The sequence below is a fragment of the Amycolatopsis balhimycina FH 1894 genome (assembly GCF_000384295.1).
Classification (GTDB): domain Bacteria; phylum Actinomycetota; class Actinomycetes; order Mycobacteriales; family Pseudonocardiaceae; genus Amycolatopsis; species Amycolatopsis balhimycina.
Window position 1 is genome coordinate 3,965,214 of record NZ_KB913037.1, and the last position, 15,139, is coordinate 3,980,352.

The 15,139-nt window shown below is 72.4% G+C and carries 14 protein-coding genes; 2 read left to right on the plus strand and 12 right to left on the minus strand.

Annotation, left to right across the window (positions count from 1 at the left end; genetic code table 11):
- Positions 1-50: 50 nt before the first annotated feature.
- From A3CE_RS0117240 to A3CE_RS0117275, 8 genes are all read right to left on the minus strand, one after another.
- Positions 51-1,397, minus strand: a complete 1,347-nt coding sequence (locus A3CE_RS0117240; protein ID WP_084641587.1) for a glycosyltransferase — start codon at positions 1,395-1,397, stop codon at positions 51-53.
- 188 nt (positions 1,398-1,585) lie between these two features.
- Positions 1,586-2,149, minus strand: coding sequence for a hypothetical protein (locus tag A3CE_RS0117245; RefSeq protein ID WP_020641352.1), 564 nt, complete (start codon positions 2,147-2,149; stop codon positions 1,586-1,588).
- On the minus strand, positions 2,146-3,504 hold the full coding sequence (locus A3CE_RS0117250; protein WP_020641353.1) for a hypothetical protein: 1,359 nt from the start codon (positions 3,502-3,504) through the stop codon (positions 2,146-2,148). Before A3CE_RS0117250 ends, A3CE_RS0117245 begins: the two co-directional genes overlap by 4 nt.
- Positions 3,505-3,622: 118 nt before the next feature.
- A complete protein-coding gene (locus A3CE_RS0117255; RefSeq protein WP_020641354.1) occupies positions 3,623-4,426 on the minus strand; it encodes an ABC transporter ATP-binding protein in 804 nt (267 codons plus the stop codon).
- A 10-nt stretch (positions 4,427-4,436) separates the two neighbouring features.
- Positions 4,437-5,261, minus strand: coding sequence for a zf-HC2 domain-containing protein (locus tag A3CE_RS0117260; RefSeq protein WP_020641355.1), 825 nt, complete (start codon positions 5,259-5,261; stop codon positions 4,437-4,439).
- Positions 5,258-5,815 (minus strand): RNA polymerase sigma factor, encoded by a 558-nt coding sequence (locus A3CE_RS0117265; protein WP_020641356.1) that lies wholly within the window; start codon positions 5,813-5,815, stop codon positions 5,258-5,260. Before A3CE_RS0117265 ends, A3CE_RS0117260 begins: the two co-directional genes overlap by 4 nt.
- A 72-nt stretch (positions 5,816-5,887) precedes the next feature.
- On the minus strand, positions 5,888-6,814 hold the full coding sequence (locus A3CE_RS0117270) for a nucleoside triphosphate pyrophosphohydrolase (RefSeq protein WP_020641357.1): 927 nt from the start codon (positions 6,812-6,814) through the stop codon (positions 5,888-5,890).
- A complete protein-coding gene (locus A3CE_RS0117275; RefSeq protein ID WP_245589541.1) occupies positions 6,811-7,854 on the minus strand; it encodes a SurA N-terminal domain-containing protein in 1,044 nt (347 codons plus the stop codon). Before A3CE_RS0117275 ends, A3CE_RS0117270 begins: the two co-directional genes overlap by 4 nt.
- 85 nt (positions 7,855-7,939) lie before the next feature.
- Here A3CE_RS0117275 and A3CE_RS0117280 point away from each other — a divergent pair, with 85 nt between their 5' ends.
- Positions 7,940-8,347 carry a hypothetical protein gene (locus A3CE_RS0117280; RefSeq protein ID WP_020641359.1) on the plus strand — a complete coding sequence of 136 codons (408 nt, stop codon included), beginning with the start codon at positions 7,940-7,942 and terminating at the stop codon, positions 8,345-8,347.
- Between the two features lie 92 nt (positions 8,348-8,439).
- On the opposite strand, the gene mfd is transcribed toward A3CE_RS0117280, so the two are convergent.
- The gene (mfd, locus tag A3CE_RS0117285) at positions 8,440-11,994 is read right to left on the minus strand and encodes a transcription-repair coupling factor (RefSeq protein WP_026468577.1); all 3,555 of its coding nucleotides are present in this window, start codon (positions 11,992-11,994) and stop codon (positions 8,440-8,442) included.
- Positions 11,995-12,225: 231 nt separating this feature from the next.
- Entirely contained in the window at positions 12,226-13,143 is a 918-nt protein-coding gene (locus A3CE_RS0117290; RefSeq protein ID WP_020641361.1) for an LLM class flavin-dependent oxidoreductase, read from the minus strand.
- A 90-nt stretch (positions 13,144-13,233) separates the two neighbouring features.
- On the opposite strand from A3CE_RS0117290, the gene A3CE_RS0117295 reads away from it, so the two are divergent.
- Complete coding sequence (locus A3CE_RS0117295; RefSeq protein WP_020641362.1) at positions 13,234-14,007, plus strand: helix-turn-helix transcriptional regulator; 774 nt, start codon at positions 13,234-13,236, stop codon at positions 14,005-14,007.
- On the opposite strand, the gene A3CE_RS0117300 is transcribed toward A3CE_RS0117295, so the two are convergent.
- Together A3CE_RS0117300 and A3CE_RS0117305 are read right to left on the minus strand one after the other, a co-directional pair.
- Entirely contained in the window at positions 13,983-14,471 is a 489-nt protein-coding gene (locus tag A3CE_RS0117300; protein ID WP_020641363.1) for a DedA family protein, read from the minus strand. The genes A3CE_RS0117295 and A3CE_RS0117300 overlap by 25 nt on opposite strands.
- Positions 14,443-15,039, minus strand: a complete 597-nt coding sequence (locus tag A3CE_RS0117305) for a class I SAM-dependent methyltransferase (RefSeq protein ID WP_020641364.1) — start codon at positions 15,037-15,039, stop codon at positions 14,443-14,445. Before A3CE_RS0117305 ends, A3CE_RS0117300 begins: the two co-directional genes overlap by 29 nt.
- Positions 15,040-15,139 lie beyond the last annotated feature (100 nt).

A 15,139-nucleotide genomic window follows, 5' to 3' on the forward strand; every position in this document is an offset into this window, starting at 1 on the left:
CGAAATCCCCTTGTGTAGAGCGAAAGCTTCGAGTTGCCTGTGCGCGAGATTCACGCGGAAGTGACGGCCGGAGCCTGGCCTTCACGGCTTTGAGCGACCGGAAATGTCGGTGGTCGCCGGTAGAGTGGAATACGGGGGGCGCCCCCAGCGGCAGCGGCACTGGCACCGGCACTGGCACCGGCACTCCGGCCGACGGCGTCGAACAGCAGCTGCGCCGCGACTTCCGTGCCGTCGGTGCGGATCGTGGCCGCCACGGCCGCCGCGCGCTCTCTCACCTCCGGAGCCGACGCCGTTCTCAGCGCGGCCGACAAGGACTCGAAGGCCGGCGCCGGGCCGTCGTGGGCCACGCCGATCCCCAGGGCGGCCACCCGGCCCGCCCAGTACGGCTGGTCCGCCGCCTGCGGCACCACCACCTGCGGCACCCCGGCACGGGCGGCCGTCGTCGTGGTGCCCTGACCGCCGTGGTGCACGACCGCGGCCACGCGGCGGAACAATGCCTGGTGGTTGACCTCGCCGACGACGAAGCAGTCGCCGGAATCGTCGACCGCCGACAGGCCGGCCCAGCCCTGCTGGACGACCACGCGGCGGCCCTGCGCGCGGACCGCTTCGATCGCCACCCGGGCGACGTCCGCCGCCGCGTGCATGGGCATGCTGCCGAACCCCACGTGGACCGGCGGCGCCCCCGCCGCCAGGAACGCTTCCAGGTCGTCCGGCAGCGGGCGGTCGTCCGGCGTGATCCACGCGCCGGTCTGCACGACGTCGAGGTCCGGCGTCTCCTGCCACGGGTCCAGGACCGGGTCGGTGGCCAGCCACGGCCGGTCCTTCAGGATGTACGCGCGGACGTCGTCCACCGGCGCCAGGCCGTTCGCCCGCCGGTTCGTGTTGAGCGCCACGCCGAACAGCGCGTTCACGCTCTCGGCGTCGAGTTGCCACAGCGCCCGGTTTTCGGTCACCTCCGGCGGGAACGGCCGCCCCGGGTACGCCAGCGGCGCGTGGTGCGGCGACGGCAGGACGACCTTCTGGAAGGTCACGACCACCGAGCGGATGCCCAGCTTCTCCGCCACGGAAAGAGCACCGGCCACGGCCGGCGTCATGCCGGTGGCCACCAGCACGTCGCACCCCCCGGCCGCCGCGGCGACCACGTCGAACTGCGCGGCGATCAGCTGAGCCGCGCGCTCGGGCAGGGACGACGGCGGCGGCGCCGCTTCGGTCAGCTCCCGCGCCGACGGGCCGACCGGCACGAGCTCCACGCCGGCTCCGGCCAGCCGCCGCGCGAAGTCCTCGTCCGGCGGCGCGCACACCCGCACCTCGGTGCCGAGCACCCGCAGCGCGGCCGCGAACCCCACGAGCGGTTCGACGTCCCCCCTCGACCCGTACGTCGACAACAGAACACGCACTCGCAAAACCCCCGATATTTCGTCCTGAGCCGGGGTGTCCGGCTCAGGACGACGATTTTGCGGGACAACGGGGGTCTTGCGGCAAGCCCCCCTGTGCGCTATACGTTAAACATGGAGGGAGTTGGTTTTCCGCTCCTCCTGTTTCCCAGCCGCCTTCGCATGCCCCTCTTCCGGGCACGTTTGCGCAGCTAGCGGCGGCCACCCCAGCCCGTGTAGGACACCACTCCGAGCACCGCGAGCACCACCGCCGTCCAGGTGGCCGGCGCCGTTTCCGGGGACTGCAGGAGCCACGCCGTGACGCGGCTCACTGTCGAACCGTCGTGCGGGACGAACGGGCTGACGGCGTACCACGCCAGCGGGAGCGTCCAGCCGAACTGGCCGCCGGCGAAGGTCGCCGCCAAGCCGGCCAGGCCCGCCAGACCCGCCGCGTCACGCACGACGATCGCCAGGTCGACCGCGGACGGGCCCAGCTCCTGCACCCCCAGCACCAGTGCCCCGGCCACGACACCGATCAGCGCCAGGTGCGCGAACCGCCGGACCGGCCACGGCAGGGCCGCGGTCCGGTCGAGGTCGGTGTCCTGGCCGCTCAGCCCGATCGCCGCCACCGCGACCGCGGCGGTGAGCGTCAACGCGACCAGGATCGGGGTCCAGGAGTCCCGGCCCAGGAACCACACCCCGAACGTCACCGCGAGCACGGCTGCGGCCGCCGCCGGCAGCTGCCGCGACCGGGCGTACAAGACCGCCCACCTCATTGCAGGGCTCCCGGCACCAGCGTGTCGAGCGGGTCGCCCTGGCACGTCAGCAACGCCTGCCGCAGCGCGGCGACCCGCGCGAACCGGACGTCCGGCGGGAGGGCGCGGAACTTTTCCCACGCCTCCGCAATGGGGCCGGATTGGGGCTTCAACCATCTCCCGGTGGACTCGGGCAGCGATTTCAGCTCCCCGGTGAAGTACGCCGCCGCGATCATCCGGGCGCCCACGTCGGACACGCTGGCGGCGTTCTCCCCTTCGCAGGAAGGCACGCCCGCACCGGACAGCACCGCCACCCGCAGCGCGCTCGCGTCCGCCGTCAGCAGTTCGCCGTTGCGCTGGAAGTCCAGGTAGACGACGCCGGCGTCACGCCGGACGCGCTCGGTCACGGAGACGGGCTCGACCTGTTCCTCGATCAGCGTCGGCGCTCCGGGCAGCTTCGCCAGCATCGCCAGTGCTTCGCGTCCCGGGCCCGCCAACGCGGCGAGCCGGTCGCGATGCAGTTCCGCGACGCAGATCGGGCCGTCGCAGACCTTCCGCGCGGCGAAGCGGTCCGTGGCGAGTGCGTCGCCGGGCACCGCGGGAAACAGCGGCACCGCGATCGCGGCGCCCGCGACGAGCGGCAGCAGGCTCAGCAGCCGTGCTCGCGCGGAGTTCACCGCCAGCAGCAGGAAGCCGGTCGCGGCGAGGCCGAGGAACCAGACGGCCTGCCCGATGTCGAGCGACGTCGTGGTCGTCACCATCGAGCCCCGCGGCTCGGCGAGCACCGGGGCCAGCGGGCCGGCGCGGACGGGCAGGACCGCGCCCGGCACCGGTTCGAGCGACATCCAGCAGAGTGTCGTCCCGACCAGCGTCAGCACGGCCAGCCCGGGCGCGGCCAGCGGATGCGGCAGCAGCCGTCCGACCGCCAGCCCCAGCCAGCTCCCGGCGACGACGCCGAGCAGCCCGACGAGGAGTACCGGCACGAAACTCGGCGAGAAGAAGCCGTTGTGCGCGAAGACTTCGACGACGCCAACGCCGAACACGACCAGGTAGCCCAGCGCGGTCGACGCACCGACGGCGCCGGCCAGCCTCGCCACCCGCTGCCGGCCGGGCCGCGGTGTCGTCGCGAGCAGTTCGGTCATGCCGGAGCGGCTGTCGCGCATGCCCTGGATCGCCCCGGCGCCGACCACGATCGGCCACAGGATCTGCAGCAGGAACCGGGCCCAGAGTGCGGTGGTCGTCGTGTTCGCCGTCCACGGCGCCGGCACCTTCCACCACGGCCCGGACAGCAGGAACAGGAACCCGAGCGCGACGGCGACCACGGCGAGCCCGGCCCAGGGCGCGATCGAGCGCCGCAGTTCGGTGCGCAGGATCATCGCCCCACCCCGACCACGACCGGCACCCCGCGTGTCGACCCTTCAATCACGCGTGTCGACCCTTCAGACACACGCGTCGACCCTTCGATCACGAGCCGGCCTTCCGTGTGTGCGGACATCACCACTCCCCCTTGCCCGGCTCGTGGTTCAGCAGAGCCGCGTAGCCGCGTTCGATGGGACTGTCGCCGACGTGGTCCGGGGTGCCCGCCGCGGCCAGCCCGTCCGGAGTGCCCTGGAACACGAGCTTGCCCGCGGCGAACAGCACGACGTCGGTGCACGCCGTCGCGACGTCTTCGACCAGGTGCGTCGAGATCAGCACGCACGAGTCGTGGCCCAGCTCGCCGACCAGCTCGCGGAAACGCACCCGCTGCGCCGGGTCGAGGCCGGCCGTCGGCTCGTCGAGCAGCAGGACGTCGGGGTCGTTGACGATCGCCTGCGCGATCCCGACCCGCCGCACCATGCCGCCCGACAGCGTCTTCATGCGGTCGTCGGCGCGGTCGGCGAGGCCGACGCGCTCCACCGCCCGCTGCACCGCACCTGGAATGTCCTTTTTGGACATCTCCTTGAGCCACGCCATGTACTCGACGAACTCCCGCACGGTGAACCGCTTGTAGTACCCGAAGTTCTGGGGCAGGTAGCCGATCCGGCGGCGCAGCTCCCGCTGGCCGGTGTGCCCTCCGGCCGGCGCCCCGAGGAGCGTCAGCGTGCCTTCGGCCGGCCGCAGCACCGTCGCCAGCGCCCGGATCAGCGTCGTCTTGCCCGCGCCGTTCGGCCCGAGCAACCCGTGGACCCCCTTGCCGAGGGACAGGTCCAGCCCGTCCACGGCCATCTTCCGCCGCCCCACCCGCACCTTCAGTCCCTGCGCCCGGATTTCCCAGGCGTAGGTCGTCGGCGCGACCTCGGCGGCTCCTACTGCCCGCATCTTGTCCTCCCTAGTGATGAGCGCCGAGCCGGGTGAACGCCGCCCTGCGCAGGACGACGACCACCGTGGTCAGCGCGAAGATCCCCGCCCACACCGGCAGCGCACCGGTGCTGAGCGCAAACGTTTGCCCCGGCTGGGCGAAGGACGGCAGCACGACGATCGCCATCCACACCGCGATCAGTGCGTACGCCGCCCTGCTGATCCCGATCACCCCGCCGAGCGCCAGCGTGCCGGTGGTGAAGGCCAGGCTCGGCAGCAGCCAGAGCGCGGACCCGGTACCGGTCAGCCACCCGGCGACGCCGAGCACCGGCAGGACGGCGGCGAGCACCGCCACTGTCCGCCGGACGATCAGGTAGAGCCCAGCCCGCGGCGTCGCGGTCACGACCTCGTAGGCCGGGTCGAGCCCCCTCGCCCACGACGCGGCGACCCCGAGCACCGGCAGCACCGGGGCGAAGAGCTGCACCGCCGTGACGTCGAGCGCCGCGCGCCAGATCTGGTCGAGCAGCACCGCGGCCAGCGTGACCACCGCGATCATCGCCAGCCACGGCGCCATCGCCGGGGTGACCCACGTGACGAGCCACCGCCGCCACCGCTGGAACCGCCGTGGCCGCGGCGACGGCTGGGGCGCGTGGAACGGGACACCCGACAATTCGATCCGGTCCGCGAGCCGGGACCAGACGAAGTCCACCACCGGCTGGACGGGCGCCACCTCGGCAAGCCGCGCCCGGCACTCCGCGCAGGTCTCGAGGTGGGCTTCGAGACCCCACAGCTCGTCACCCGGGAGGTCGTCACCCGCGACGTACGCGGCGATGAGCCGGTCCGGTGCATGGTTCATGACAGTGCCTCCCGCATCGCGATCCGCGCCCGCCGGGCGCGGGTCTTGACGGTTCCTTCCGGCAGCCCCAGCAGGACGGCGGTCTCCCGGACGGTCAGCCCGTCGAGCACCATCGCCTGCAGCACCGCCCGCAGCTCCGGTGCGAGGTCGCGCAGGGCGGCGCCGACCTCGTCGCCCATCGTCGCCGCCAGCGCCTCGTCTTCGGCCGCGGCCACCGGCGCGACGTCGAGGGCCGCTTCCGGCGGCGGCTGCGCGTGGTGCGCCCGGCGGCGGAACGCGTCGACCAGCCGGCGCGCGGCGATCGTCCATACCCAGCCGACCGCGGTCCCGCCGGTCGAAGCACCCGCGAACGAGCCGGCCGCCCGCCAGACGGCCAGGAACGTCTCCTGCATGACCTCGGCGACGATCTGCTCGTCCGCGCACCGGCGGCGCAGGCGCACGACGAGCCAGGGCGACGTGCGGCGGTAGAGCTCCTCGAACGCCGCGCGGTCGCCCTTGGCCGTGCGCCGGACGAGGTGCTCCTCGTCGGCGTGCTCCAGTGGCTTCTGTCTCACACCAGGCAAGACGCCGGATGTCCGGAAACGGTTCTCACACGATTGTGTGCTGCGTCACATTCGGAGTCACACTCAGCGCGTGGGCCAGAACTTCCGCCAGCCGTCGGCTTCCAGGGTCGTCGGCTCGAGCCCGGCGTCGCGGGCGGCCTCTTCGGCGGCCTGGATGTCCTTCGCGAACTGCTTCGCCAGCGCCCGCAGCTCACCCTCGGGGTCGACACCCGCGCGGCGCGCCGTGGCCGCGACGCGGAACAGCTGGGCGGCCACGCCGGAACCTTCGGGGAAGAGGTCGAGCGGAATGCCCGCGCGCCCGGAGCGCTGCCCCAGCTTGCCCGCCAGCGCGACCGCGGGCTGACCGAGCGCCACACCGTCCACAATGGATCGACGCTGCTTCTCGCGCTGTTTCAGCTCTTCCCACTTGACGTTCTGGTGCTCGACCGTGTGCACCTGGTCGGCGTCGGCGAAGACGTGCGGGTGCCGGCCGACCAGCTTCGCGACGAGCGCCGCGGCGACGTCGTCGATGCCGAACGGGTCTTCGGGGTCCTCGGCCGCGACGCGCGCGTGGAAGAGCACCTGCAGCAGGACGTCGCCGAGCTCTTCGCGCAGCGCCTCGCGATCGCCTTCCTCGATGGCGTCGAGCAGTTCGTAGGTCTCCTCGACCAGGTACTGCCGCAGCGAGTCGTGCGTCTGGACCGCGTCCCACGGGCAGCCGCCGGGCGAGCGGAGCCGGTCCATCACGTCGGCGGCCTCGACCAGCGGCGGCACCGGCGTCTCGATGACCTCGGCGCCGGTCGCGATGAGCAACGCCGCCGCGGGTTCGCCCCGCGACCCGGCGAGCAGCACGACGTCCACCAGCGAAGGCGCCTCGGTGACCGCCGGGACGCCGAACAAGGCGGGGTCGACGTCCGTCGCCGCGTAGACCGCGGTGGAGTCACGCAGGATCTTCAGTGCCGCGGCGGGCAGTGTCGCCCCGCGGACGACTACGACGACACCCGTGCTCACTGCTGGGTACGACCGGAACCACCCGGGGACAGCACGGTGCCCTGGGAACCGTCCGCGCTCGGCGCGACGTTCATGGCCACGGCGTCCCACACGCCGTACCGCTTGTTGACGCGCACACCCAGCTCGTCGAACAGCGGCTGCAGCTGCCGCATGCCGATCGCGGTCTTCGTGGACGCGTCGAGCTCCGGCGCCTTCTCCGTGGCGACGGGCTTGTCATCGGTCCGCTGCCGGATCACCGCGACGAGCCAGGCACTCTCCTGACCCGGGAACGGCATGACCACGGCCGAGCCGGTCGTCGAGCCGAAGAGCGGCGTGGTGGCGAGCGTGCCCGCCTGTGCCGCCGGCACCACGTTGCCGGCACCGACGAACCCCGGGACCGTTTCGGGGTTGCCCGACTGCTGCCGCAACGCCGTCAGGTACTGGAGGTCGGAGCCGATCCGCTTGGTCGCGGCCGCCGGGTCGGCGGCGAACTGCCGGGCGAGGTCGAAGGCCGCCTTCTTCGCTTCGGCTCCCTGGGGCGTGACGCCGGTGCCGGGGTCCGCCACCACACCGATCGACGTGTAGTCGAAGCCGACCGACAGGTTCGGGAGGATCTTGTCGGTCAGCGCCTGGGCGAGGTAGGTGTCGGTCAGTTCCTCGCGGTGGTCGCGCGCGCGGGCGACGACCTGGTTGACCGCCTGGGTCTCGTCGCTCGCGTCGGCGGGGACCGGGCCGTTGAGGGGGTCGTTCGCCAGCTGGGTGTCGATCTGCGCGTAGTTGGGGGTGATGCCGTGCTTTTCCGTGGCCTCGGCGAGCAGCTCGTGCAGGACGAGCTGGCTGACGACGGCCCGGCCGACGACGTCGAGCTTGTGCTCACTGGCGAGCTTCCGCGCGTACGGCTGCTCGCGGACGGCCTTGTCGATCAGGTTCTGCACCTGGTCGACGGAGATCGAGCGGTCGCCGATGATCACGGCGGCGCCGACCTGGCTGGGGCCCGAGCCGCACCCGGCGAGCAGAAGTGCACCGGCAACGACGGCGACCAGCGCGCGAGGGCGCCCCATGATCCGCATCACAGCGCATACCCTCTCACACCATCGCACCCGAAACGCAACACCCATGGGGTGACGGCGGCGGTAATGTCGACTTATGGACCACTGGCTGACCATCGAAGTGTTCGACGGCGAGTCCACGGCTTCCTTGTGGCGGCTCGCCCGCGGTGACGCGCTCACCGAAGCGGCCCTGACGAACGGCGCCGAGCAGTGGGTGTGGCACGAACACCGCTGGGGCGTGGTCCTGGAGATCGAGTTCGCCTCGGAGGAGCGCCGCGACGCGTTCCGGGGGTTGCCGGTCGTGACGGCGGCCCTCGACGCGGTCCCGGACCCGGCGCGCGGCCTGCTCGTGTACCCGGGACGGGGTGGGGGCTCGGGGTCGCGGATGCCCCGCAGGCCACGGCCGCTGCCCATGGCGGGAGCCGGGGCGGTTCCGGTGCCGGTCGAGTCGGTGCGGATGGGGCTGGCGGAGCCGCTGCCGCCGATGTTCAGCGAAGTCGGTTAGCGAGCCGGCTCAGGAGTTCGTGACCGACCAGAGCCGCCGGGTACGCAAACCCGGCGCCACAACGAAATCTCCCGATGTGGCGCCGGTGCCCTTTACACCGCCGCCGGTTTCTTCGTCAGCTGCACCAGCAGCTTGGTGCACCAGTTCAGCAGCTCTTCGTCCCGCAGCGTCGGCGCGCCGATCCGGCCGCCGGCCGGGCCCTCCGTGGGCTTCGGTACCGACACCGTGTTCGTCACGGCCTTGTACACCGCCTTCGGATACAGCCGCTTCAACCGCACCATCTGCGAATCCTGCAGCGGCAGCGGCGCGAACCGGACCGTATTGCCCTGGACCGCCACCTCCGTCACGCCCGCCTCGCGGCACGTGTGCCGGAACGTCGCCACCGCCAGCAGCCGGTTGACCGGCGCCGGCGGCTGGCCGTAACGGTCGATCAGCTCTTCGCGCACCGCGTCGAGGCCCTCGGTGTCCGGTGCCGCCGCGATCTTGCGGTACGCCTCCAGCCGCAACCGCTCGCCCGGGACGTAGTCGTGCGGGATGTGGGCGTCGATCGGGAGGTCGACGCGGACGTCGGCCATCTCCTCTTCCTCGGCCGGCTCCGCGCCCGCGTGCCGCCTGAACGCATCGACCGCTTCGCCGACCAACCGCACGTAGAGATCGAAGCCCACACCCGCGATGTGCCCCGACTGCTCCGCGCCCAGAATGTTGCCCGCGCCGCGGATCTCGAGGTCCTTCATCGCGACGGCCATGCCCGCGCCGAGCTCGGTGTTCTGGGCGATCGTCGCCAGCCGGTCGTGGGCCATCTCCGTCAGCGGGGCCTCCGGCGGGTACAGGAAGTAGGCGTACCCGCGCTCACGTCCACGCCCGACGCGGCCGCGCAGCTGGTGCAGCTGGGCCAGGCCCAGCAGGTCGCCGCGCTCGACGAGCAGCGTGTTGGCGTTCGAAATGTCGAGTCCGGTCTCGACGATCGTCGTGCACACCAGGACGTCGTACTCGTTTTCCCAGAAGCCCTGGATGATCTTTTCGAGCTTGTCCTCGTTCATCTGGCCGTGCGCGGTGACGACCCGCGCCTCCGGCACCAGCTCGCGGATCCGCCGCGCGGCCTTCTCGATCGAGGAGACGCGGTTGTGGACGTAGAAGACCTGGCCGTCGCGCAGCAGCTCGCGGCGGATCGCCGCGCCGACCTGCTTGTCGTCGTACGCGCCGACGTACGTCAGGATCGGGTGGCGGTCTTCCGGCGGGGTCAGGATCGTCGACATCTCGCGGATGCCGGCCAGCGACATCTCCAGCGTGCGCGGGATCGGCGTCGCCGACATGGTGAGCACGTCGACGTGCGTGCGCAGCGCCTTGATGTGCTCCTTGTGCTCCACGCCGAACCGCTGCTCCTCGTCGACGATCACGAGACCGAGGTCCTTGTAGCGGATACCGGTCTGCAGCAGGCGGTGCGTGCCGATGACGATGTCGACCTCGCCGCCGGCCAGCTGCTCCAGGATGATGTCCGACTCGGTCTTGTTCGTGAACCGGGACAGGCCCTTGATCGTCACCGGGAACGAGCGCATCCGCTCGTGGAACGTGTTCAGGTGCTGCTGGGCGAGCAGCGTCGTCGGGACGAGGACCGCGACCTGCTTACCGTCCTGCACCGCCTTGAACGCGGCGCGCACGGCGATCTCGGTCTTGCCGTAGCCGACGTCGCCGCAGATGACGCGGTCCATCGGGACGCCGCGTTCCATGTCGGCCTTGACCTCGTCGATGGCGGCGAGCTGGTCGTTCGTCTCCGTGAACGGGAAGGCGTCTTCGAGTTCGCCCTGCCACGGCGTGTCCGCGCCGAACGCGTGCCCGGGCGCGGCCTGGCGCGCGGCGTACAGCTGGACGAGCTCGGCGGCGATCTCCTTGACCGCCTTCTTGGCCTTGGCCTTGGTGTTCTTCCAGTCGGAGCCGCCGAGCTTGTTGAGCGTGGGCAGCTCACCCCCGACGTAACGGGAGACCTCGTCGAGCTGGTCGGTGGGCACGAACAGCCGGTCACCCGGGTGGCCGCGCTTGGACGAGGCGTACTCCAGCAGGAGGTACTCGCGCGTCGCGCCCGCCACCGTGCGCTGCACCATCTCGACGAACCGGCCGATGCCGTGCTGGTCGTGCACGACGTAGTCGCCCGTCTTGAGGGCGAGCGGGTCGACGGCGTTGCGCCGCCGGGACGGCATCTTGGTGTTCAGGTCCTTTGTGGACGTTCCGGCGCCGGCGCCGCGGCCGGTGAGGTCCGCTTCGCTGAGCACGACCAGGGCGCGCTCCGGCGAGACGAACCCGTCGGTGAGGCCGCCGCACGTGACCGTGACCAGGCCCGCGGCCGGCGCTCCGGCGAGGCCGTCCGCGGCCTGGGTCGCCGGGACGTCGGCGGCCGACAGCTGCTCGACCGCGCGCGCCGCGGTGCCCTGACCGGCGACGACGAGCACCGCCGTGCCGCCCGCCGCGGTGTGCGCGCGCAGGTCCGTCATCGCGCGCTCGAGCTCGCCGCGGTAGGCGGGCGCGGCCTCGACCGAGACGCGGTAGACGTCGGGATCTTCGCTGGTCAGCTGGGTGAGGGTCCACCAGGCACGCTTGGTGTCCTGCGCGTGGGAGGCGATCTCGTCGAGCCCGCGGTAGGCGGACGCGCCGAGGTCGATCGGCGCCTGGCCGCCCGCCGCGGCCGTCGTCCAGGACGCTTCGAGGAACTCCTGGCCGGTGCGGACGAGGTCGGCGGCGCGGGCGCGGATCTTCTCCGGGTCGGTGAGCAGGACGTGGGTGCCCACCGGCATCGCGTCGGTGAGCAGCTCCAGCTCCCCTTCGCAGAGAACCGGGATGAGCGCTTCCATGCCCTCGACCGGGATGCCGTCGGCCAGCTTGGTGAGCATCTCGGCCAGGTGCGCGTCGGCTTCGTACGTATTCGCCAGCTCCGCGGCCTTTTCCTTGACCGGCCCGGTGAGCAGCAGCTCGCGGCACGGCGGCGCGGTGACCCGCGGGATCTCGCCGGGCAGCGACCGCTGGTCGGAGACGGCGAACGCGCGGATCTCACTGACCTCGTCGCCCCAGAACTCCACCCGGACGGGGTGCTGCGCGGTCGGCCCGAACAGGTCGAGGATGCCGCCGCGGACGGCGAACTCGCCGCGCTTCTCGACCATGTCGACCCGGGTGTAGGCCAGCTCGACGAGCCGTTCGAGGAGGCCTTCGAAACTTTGCTCTTCGCCGACGACGAGGTCGACCGGGGCGAGGGACCCGAGGCCGGGCGCCATGGGCTGGATCAGGCTGCGGACGGTCGCGACGACGACGCGCAGGGTGTCGTCCTCGGTCTTCAGCCGGTGCAGCACCTCCAGCCGGCGGCCGACGGTGTCGGCGCGCGGGGAGAGCCGCTCGTGCGGGAGGGTTTCCCAGGACGGGAAGTCGGCGACTCTGTCCCGGCCGACGAGTGCTTTCAGGGACGCGGTCAGCTCGTCGGCCTCCCGGCCGGTGGCGGTGACGGCGAGCACGGGCTTCGCGGCACCGGCATCGGCGGCGAGGGCGGCCGCGACGAGCTGCCGGGCGGCGATCGGGCCCTGCAGCTCGAGCAGCGGCGCGCCGGCGCGCTCGACCACGCCGCGCAGGGCCGGGTCGGGCAGGATGGCGGTGAGGAGTCCGGACAGTGGAGCGTCGGTCACGGCCCCCAGCCTACGTGCCACCCCCGACAAGTCCGGATCGGCCGCGACAGTCCGTGAATGGCACATCGAGGGACTTGAAGTCCCTCGATGTGCCATTCACGGAGTTGAGCGATGCCGGCAGCGGCTCGCCCGGCAGGGCCCGCCTCCGGACCAGCCCGGAACAGCCGCGGCGGCAGCCACGCACGCCGGTGAGCAGGCTTGCCGGTGGTCGAACCCTCAAGCGCGCAGCAGGTTCACCACCTCCGCGAGCCGCGGCAGCTGCTCGTCGAACACCTTCGGCTCGGTGCTCGCGACCCGCAGCAGGAAGTGCTCCACCCCTTCGTACTTCCGCAGCTGGGCCGCCACTTCCGACGCCGACCCCGTCACCTGCATCTGGATCCCCCGCACGAAGTCCGCCGGCATCCCGTAGTTCCGCCGGCAGTACTCCTCCAGCAGCGCGCGCCCGCGGTCGGCGTCGTCCTCCACCAGGACCGTCGCGAACAGCGCCGGGGTCACCGGGCGGGAAGCAAGCGCGCGGATCCGGGCCAAGCCCGACACGTAGTCCGCGGGGTCCGGCGGGTACGGCAGCCAGCCGTCGTACAGGCGCCCGATTCGCGAGAGCGCCCCCGGGGTGTACGCCGCCAGCCACACCGGCGGACCGCCCGGGCGCGCCGGTGCCGGGAACGACGGCAGGGAGTCGTAGTGCAGCACCGAGCCGTGGAACGACGACTCGCCACGCCACGCCGCCCGCCACAACCCCACGATGTCGTCCAGGCGAGCCCGGCGACGGGCCCACGGCACCCCGGCGAACGCGAACTCCGGCTCGCTGCGTCCCGCGAACCCGGCGCCGACGGCCACCGTGAGGCGGCCGGAACTCAAGAGGTCCAGCGAGAGCAGCTGGTTCGCCGAGAGAATGGGATCCCGGAGGGCCGGGAGCAGCGCGGACGTCCCCAACGTCACCCGTGAGGTCCGGGCCGCGAAGGCCGCGAGCATCGCGAAAGCGTCGAGAGGGGCGCGCGCCAGCGTGTCGCCCACCCACACCGAGTCGAGGCCGAGCTCTTCCGCGGAAACGGCGACCTCGACCAGTTCCGGCGCGGTCCGCCCGGCGTCGAGGATGGGCTGGTAGGTCGGGATGACCAGGCCGTAGTTCGTCATGCCCCAGTTCGTCATGCCCCGAAGCGTCGCCGAAGCCGGGAATGCCCTCAATTCCCCGCGGGGAATGGCGCGGCCGAGCAGGATGGACCCGTGGACTTCGGAACGGCGCTCAAGGACTGGCGCACCCGGCGGCGGCTCAGCCAGCTCGACCTGGCGTTGCGCGCGGGGACGACGCAGCGGCACGTGAGCTTCATGGAGAGCGGGCGCTCGGTGCCCGGCCGCGGCATGGTGCTGCGCGTCGCCGAGTCCCTCGAACTGCCCCTGCGCGAGCGCAACGGCCTGCTCCACGCCGCCGGCTACGCGCCGACGTACCCCGAAACACGGCTCGGCGACCCGGCGATCCGGCCGGTGCTCGACGGGCTGCGGCGGCTGCTCGACGGCCACCGGCCCTACCCCGCGATCGTCGTCGACCGCTACGGCGTGCTCGTCGCGAAGAACGACGCGTTCGCCCTGCTCGTCGAAGGTGTCGCGCCCGAGCTCCTCGAAGAGCCGGTCGACACGCTCCGGCTCGCGCTGCACCCGCGCGGGATGGCGCCGCGCGTGGCCAACCTCGACGACTGGGCGCGGCACATCCTCGAGCGCCTCCGCAACGACCTGGCCCGCATCCCGGACGAACGGCTGGCCGCGCAGCTCGCCGAACTGGAGGGGTACCTGCCGCCGGCGTCCGCGCCCGGCCCGGAGCACCTGGGGTTCGCGGTGCCGGTCCGGCTGTCCACTTCGGTCGGTGAACTGCGGCTGATCACCGCGATCACGACGTTCGCGACGGCGGCGGACGTGACGGTGTCGGAGCTGAAGCTGGAGACGTTCCTGCCCGCGGACGCCGAAACCGCGGACCGGCTTCACAGCACCGCCGCGGTCGCGTGACCCACGAGCAGTTCCGTGCTCGCCCACAGCACCGCCGCGGCCACGCTGCCCGCCGCGAACCGGCGGTACGGCATCGCCGCCGACCCCGCGACGCGCGGCACCAGCGTCCGCACACCGGCCAGGCAGCGGCCCGCGATCACCGCCGGGACGCCGTAGCGCGCGACCGCCGTTTCCGCCCGCTCCCAGCGCTCGCGGCCGACGCGGTGGGCCAGGCGCGGTCCCCAGTGGCGCCCTTCGAGGTAGGCGAGCTGGTCGCCGAGCACGGCCGCCGCGACCGCCACCACCCAAGCGAGTCCGAGGTGGAGCGTGCCCCGCTCGGCGAGGAACCCCATCAGCAGCAGCGTCGACAGCGTCGGCAGCACGATGCCGGGCAGCAGCGCGGTTTCCGCGGTGATCACCAGCGCGCAGACCAGGTAGACGAGCGGCGCGGGCGCGTCAAGCAGAGGTCGCAGCAGACTGTCCACGCCGGGTCCTTCCCACCGTCACCGGCAGCGCCGCGCGGTAGACGAACGCGGGCGGCAGGTTGCCCCAGACGACCGGAGTGCGCTCTACGACAGCGAAACGGCTTCGCAGCGACGCGGCGAAGCGGCGCGCTGGTGGTGTCCAGGCCGCGTGGGCGTAGGCGAACGTCGTGAACCGGCCGTTCGAGGCCAGCGCCGCGGTGACCGCGTCGAGGATGCGCTGCTGCCTCACCGCGGTCATGGCCGTCCAGGGCAGACCGGAGACCACGACGTCGACGTTGTCCAGGGCGAGGTGTTCCGCCGAGCCCGTGACGACGTCGACCTGGGGAAACCGCTCGCTGAGCGATGCCGCGAAACGCGGGTTGATCTCTACGGCCGTCAGCCGCGCTTCGGGGCGAAGCAGCGCGAGGACGGCTTCGGTGAACACGCCGGTGCCCGGACCGAGCTCGGCCACGCGGGCCGCGCGTTCGAGGCCGAGGCCGGCGGTCATCGTTTCGGCCAGCCACGGCGAGCTCGGCGCGATCGCGCCCGTCAACAGCGGGTGGCGGAGGAATTCACTGGTGATCGACATGGCCCCGACGCTAGGAACGGCGGGGGTGGCCGCGAATCCGCCGGATCGACCGGCCTTGTCCTCCCGAAGGAGGACAAGATCGGGGCCGCAGGAAGGACGC

Bases quoted from the DNA above. Each gene is read 5' to 3' on its own strand.
- A3CE_RS0117245 (WP_020641352.1), bottom strand. From the start codon at position 2,149: ATGAGGTGGGCGGTCTTGTACGCCCGGTCGCGGCAGCTGCCGGCGGCG.
- A3CE_RS0117250 (WP_020641353.1), bottom strand. From the start codon at position 3,504: ATGATCCTGCGCACCGAACTGCGGCGCTCGATCGCGCCCTGGGCCGGG.
- A3CE_RS0117255 (WP_020641354.1), bottom strand. From the start codon at position 4,426: ATGCGGGCAGTAGGAGCCGCCGAGGTCGCGCCGACGACCTACGCCTGG.
- A3CE_RS0117260 (WP_020641355.1), bottom strand. From the start codon at position 5,261: ATGAACCATGCACCGGACCGGCTCATCGCCGCGTACGTCGCGGGTGAC.
- A3CE_RS0117275 (WP_245589541.1), bottom strand. From the start codon at position 7,854: ATGGGGCGCCCTCGCGCGCTGGTCGCCGTCGTTGCCGGTGCACTTCTG.
- A3CE_RS0117280 (WP_020641359.1), top strand. From the start codon at position 7,940: ATGGACCACTGGCTGACCATCGAAGTGTTCGACGGCGAGTCCACGGCT.
- A3CE_RS0117290 (WP_020641361.1), bottom strand. From the start codon at position 13,143: ATGACGAACTACGGCCTGGTCATCCCGACCTACCAGCCCATCCTCGAC.
- A3CE_RS0117305 (WP_020641364.1), bottom strand. From the start codon at position 15,039: ATGTCGATCACCAGTGAATTCCTCCGCCACCCGCTGTTGACGGGCGCG.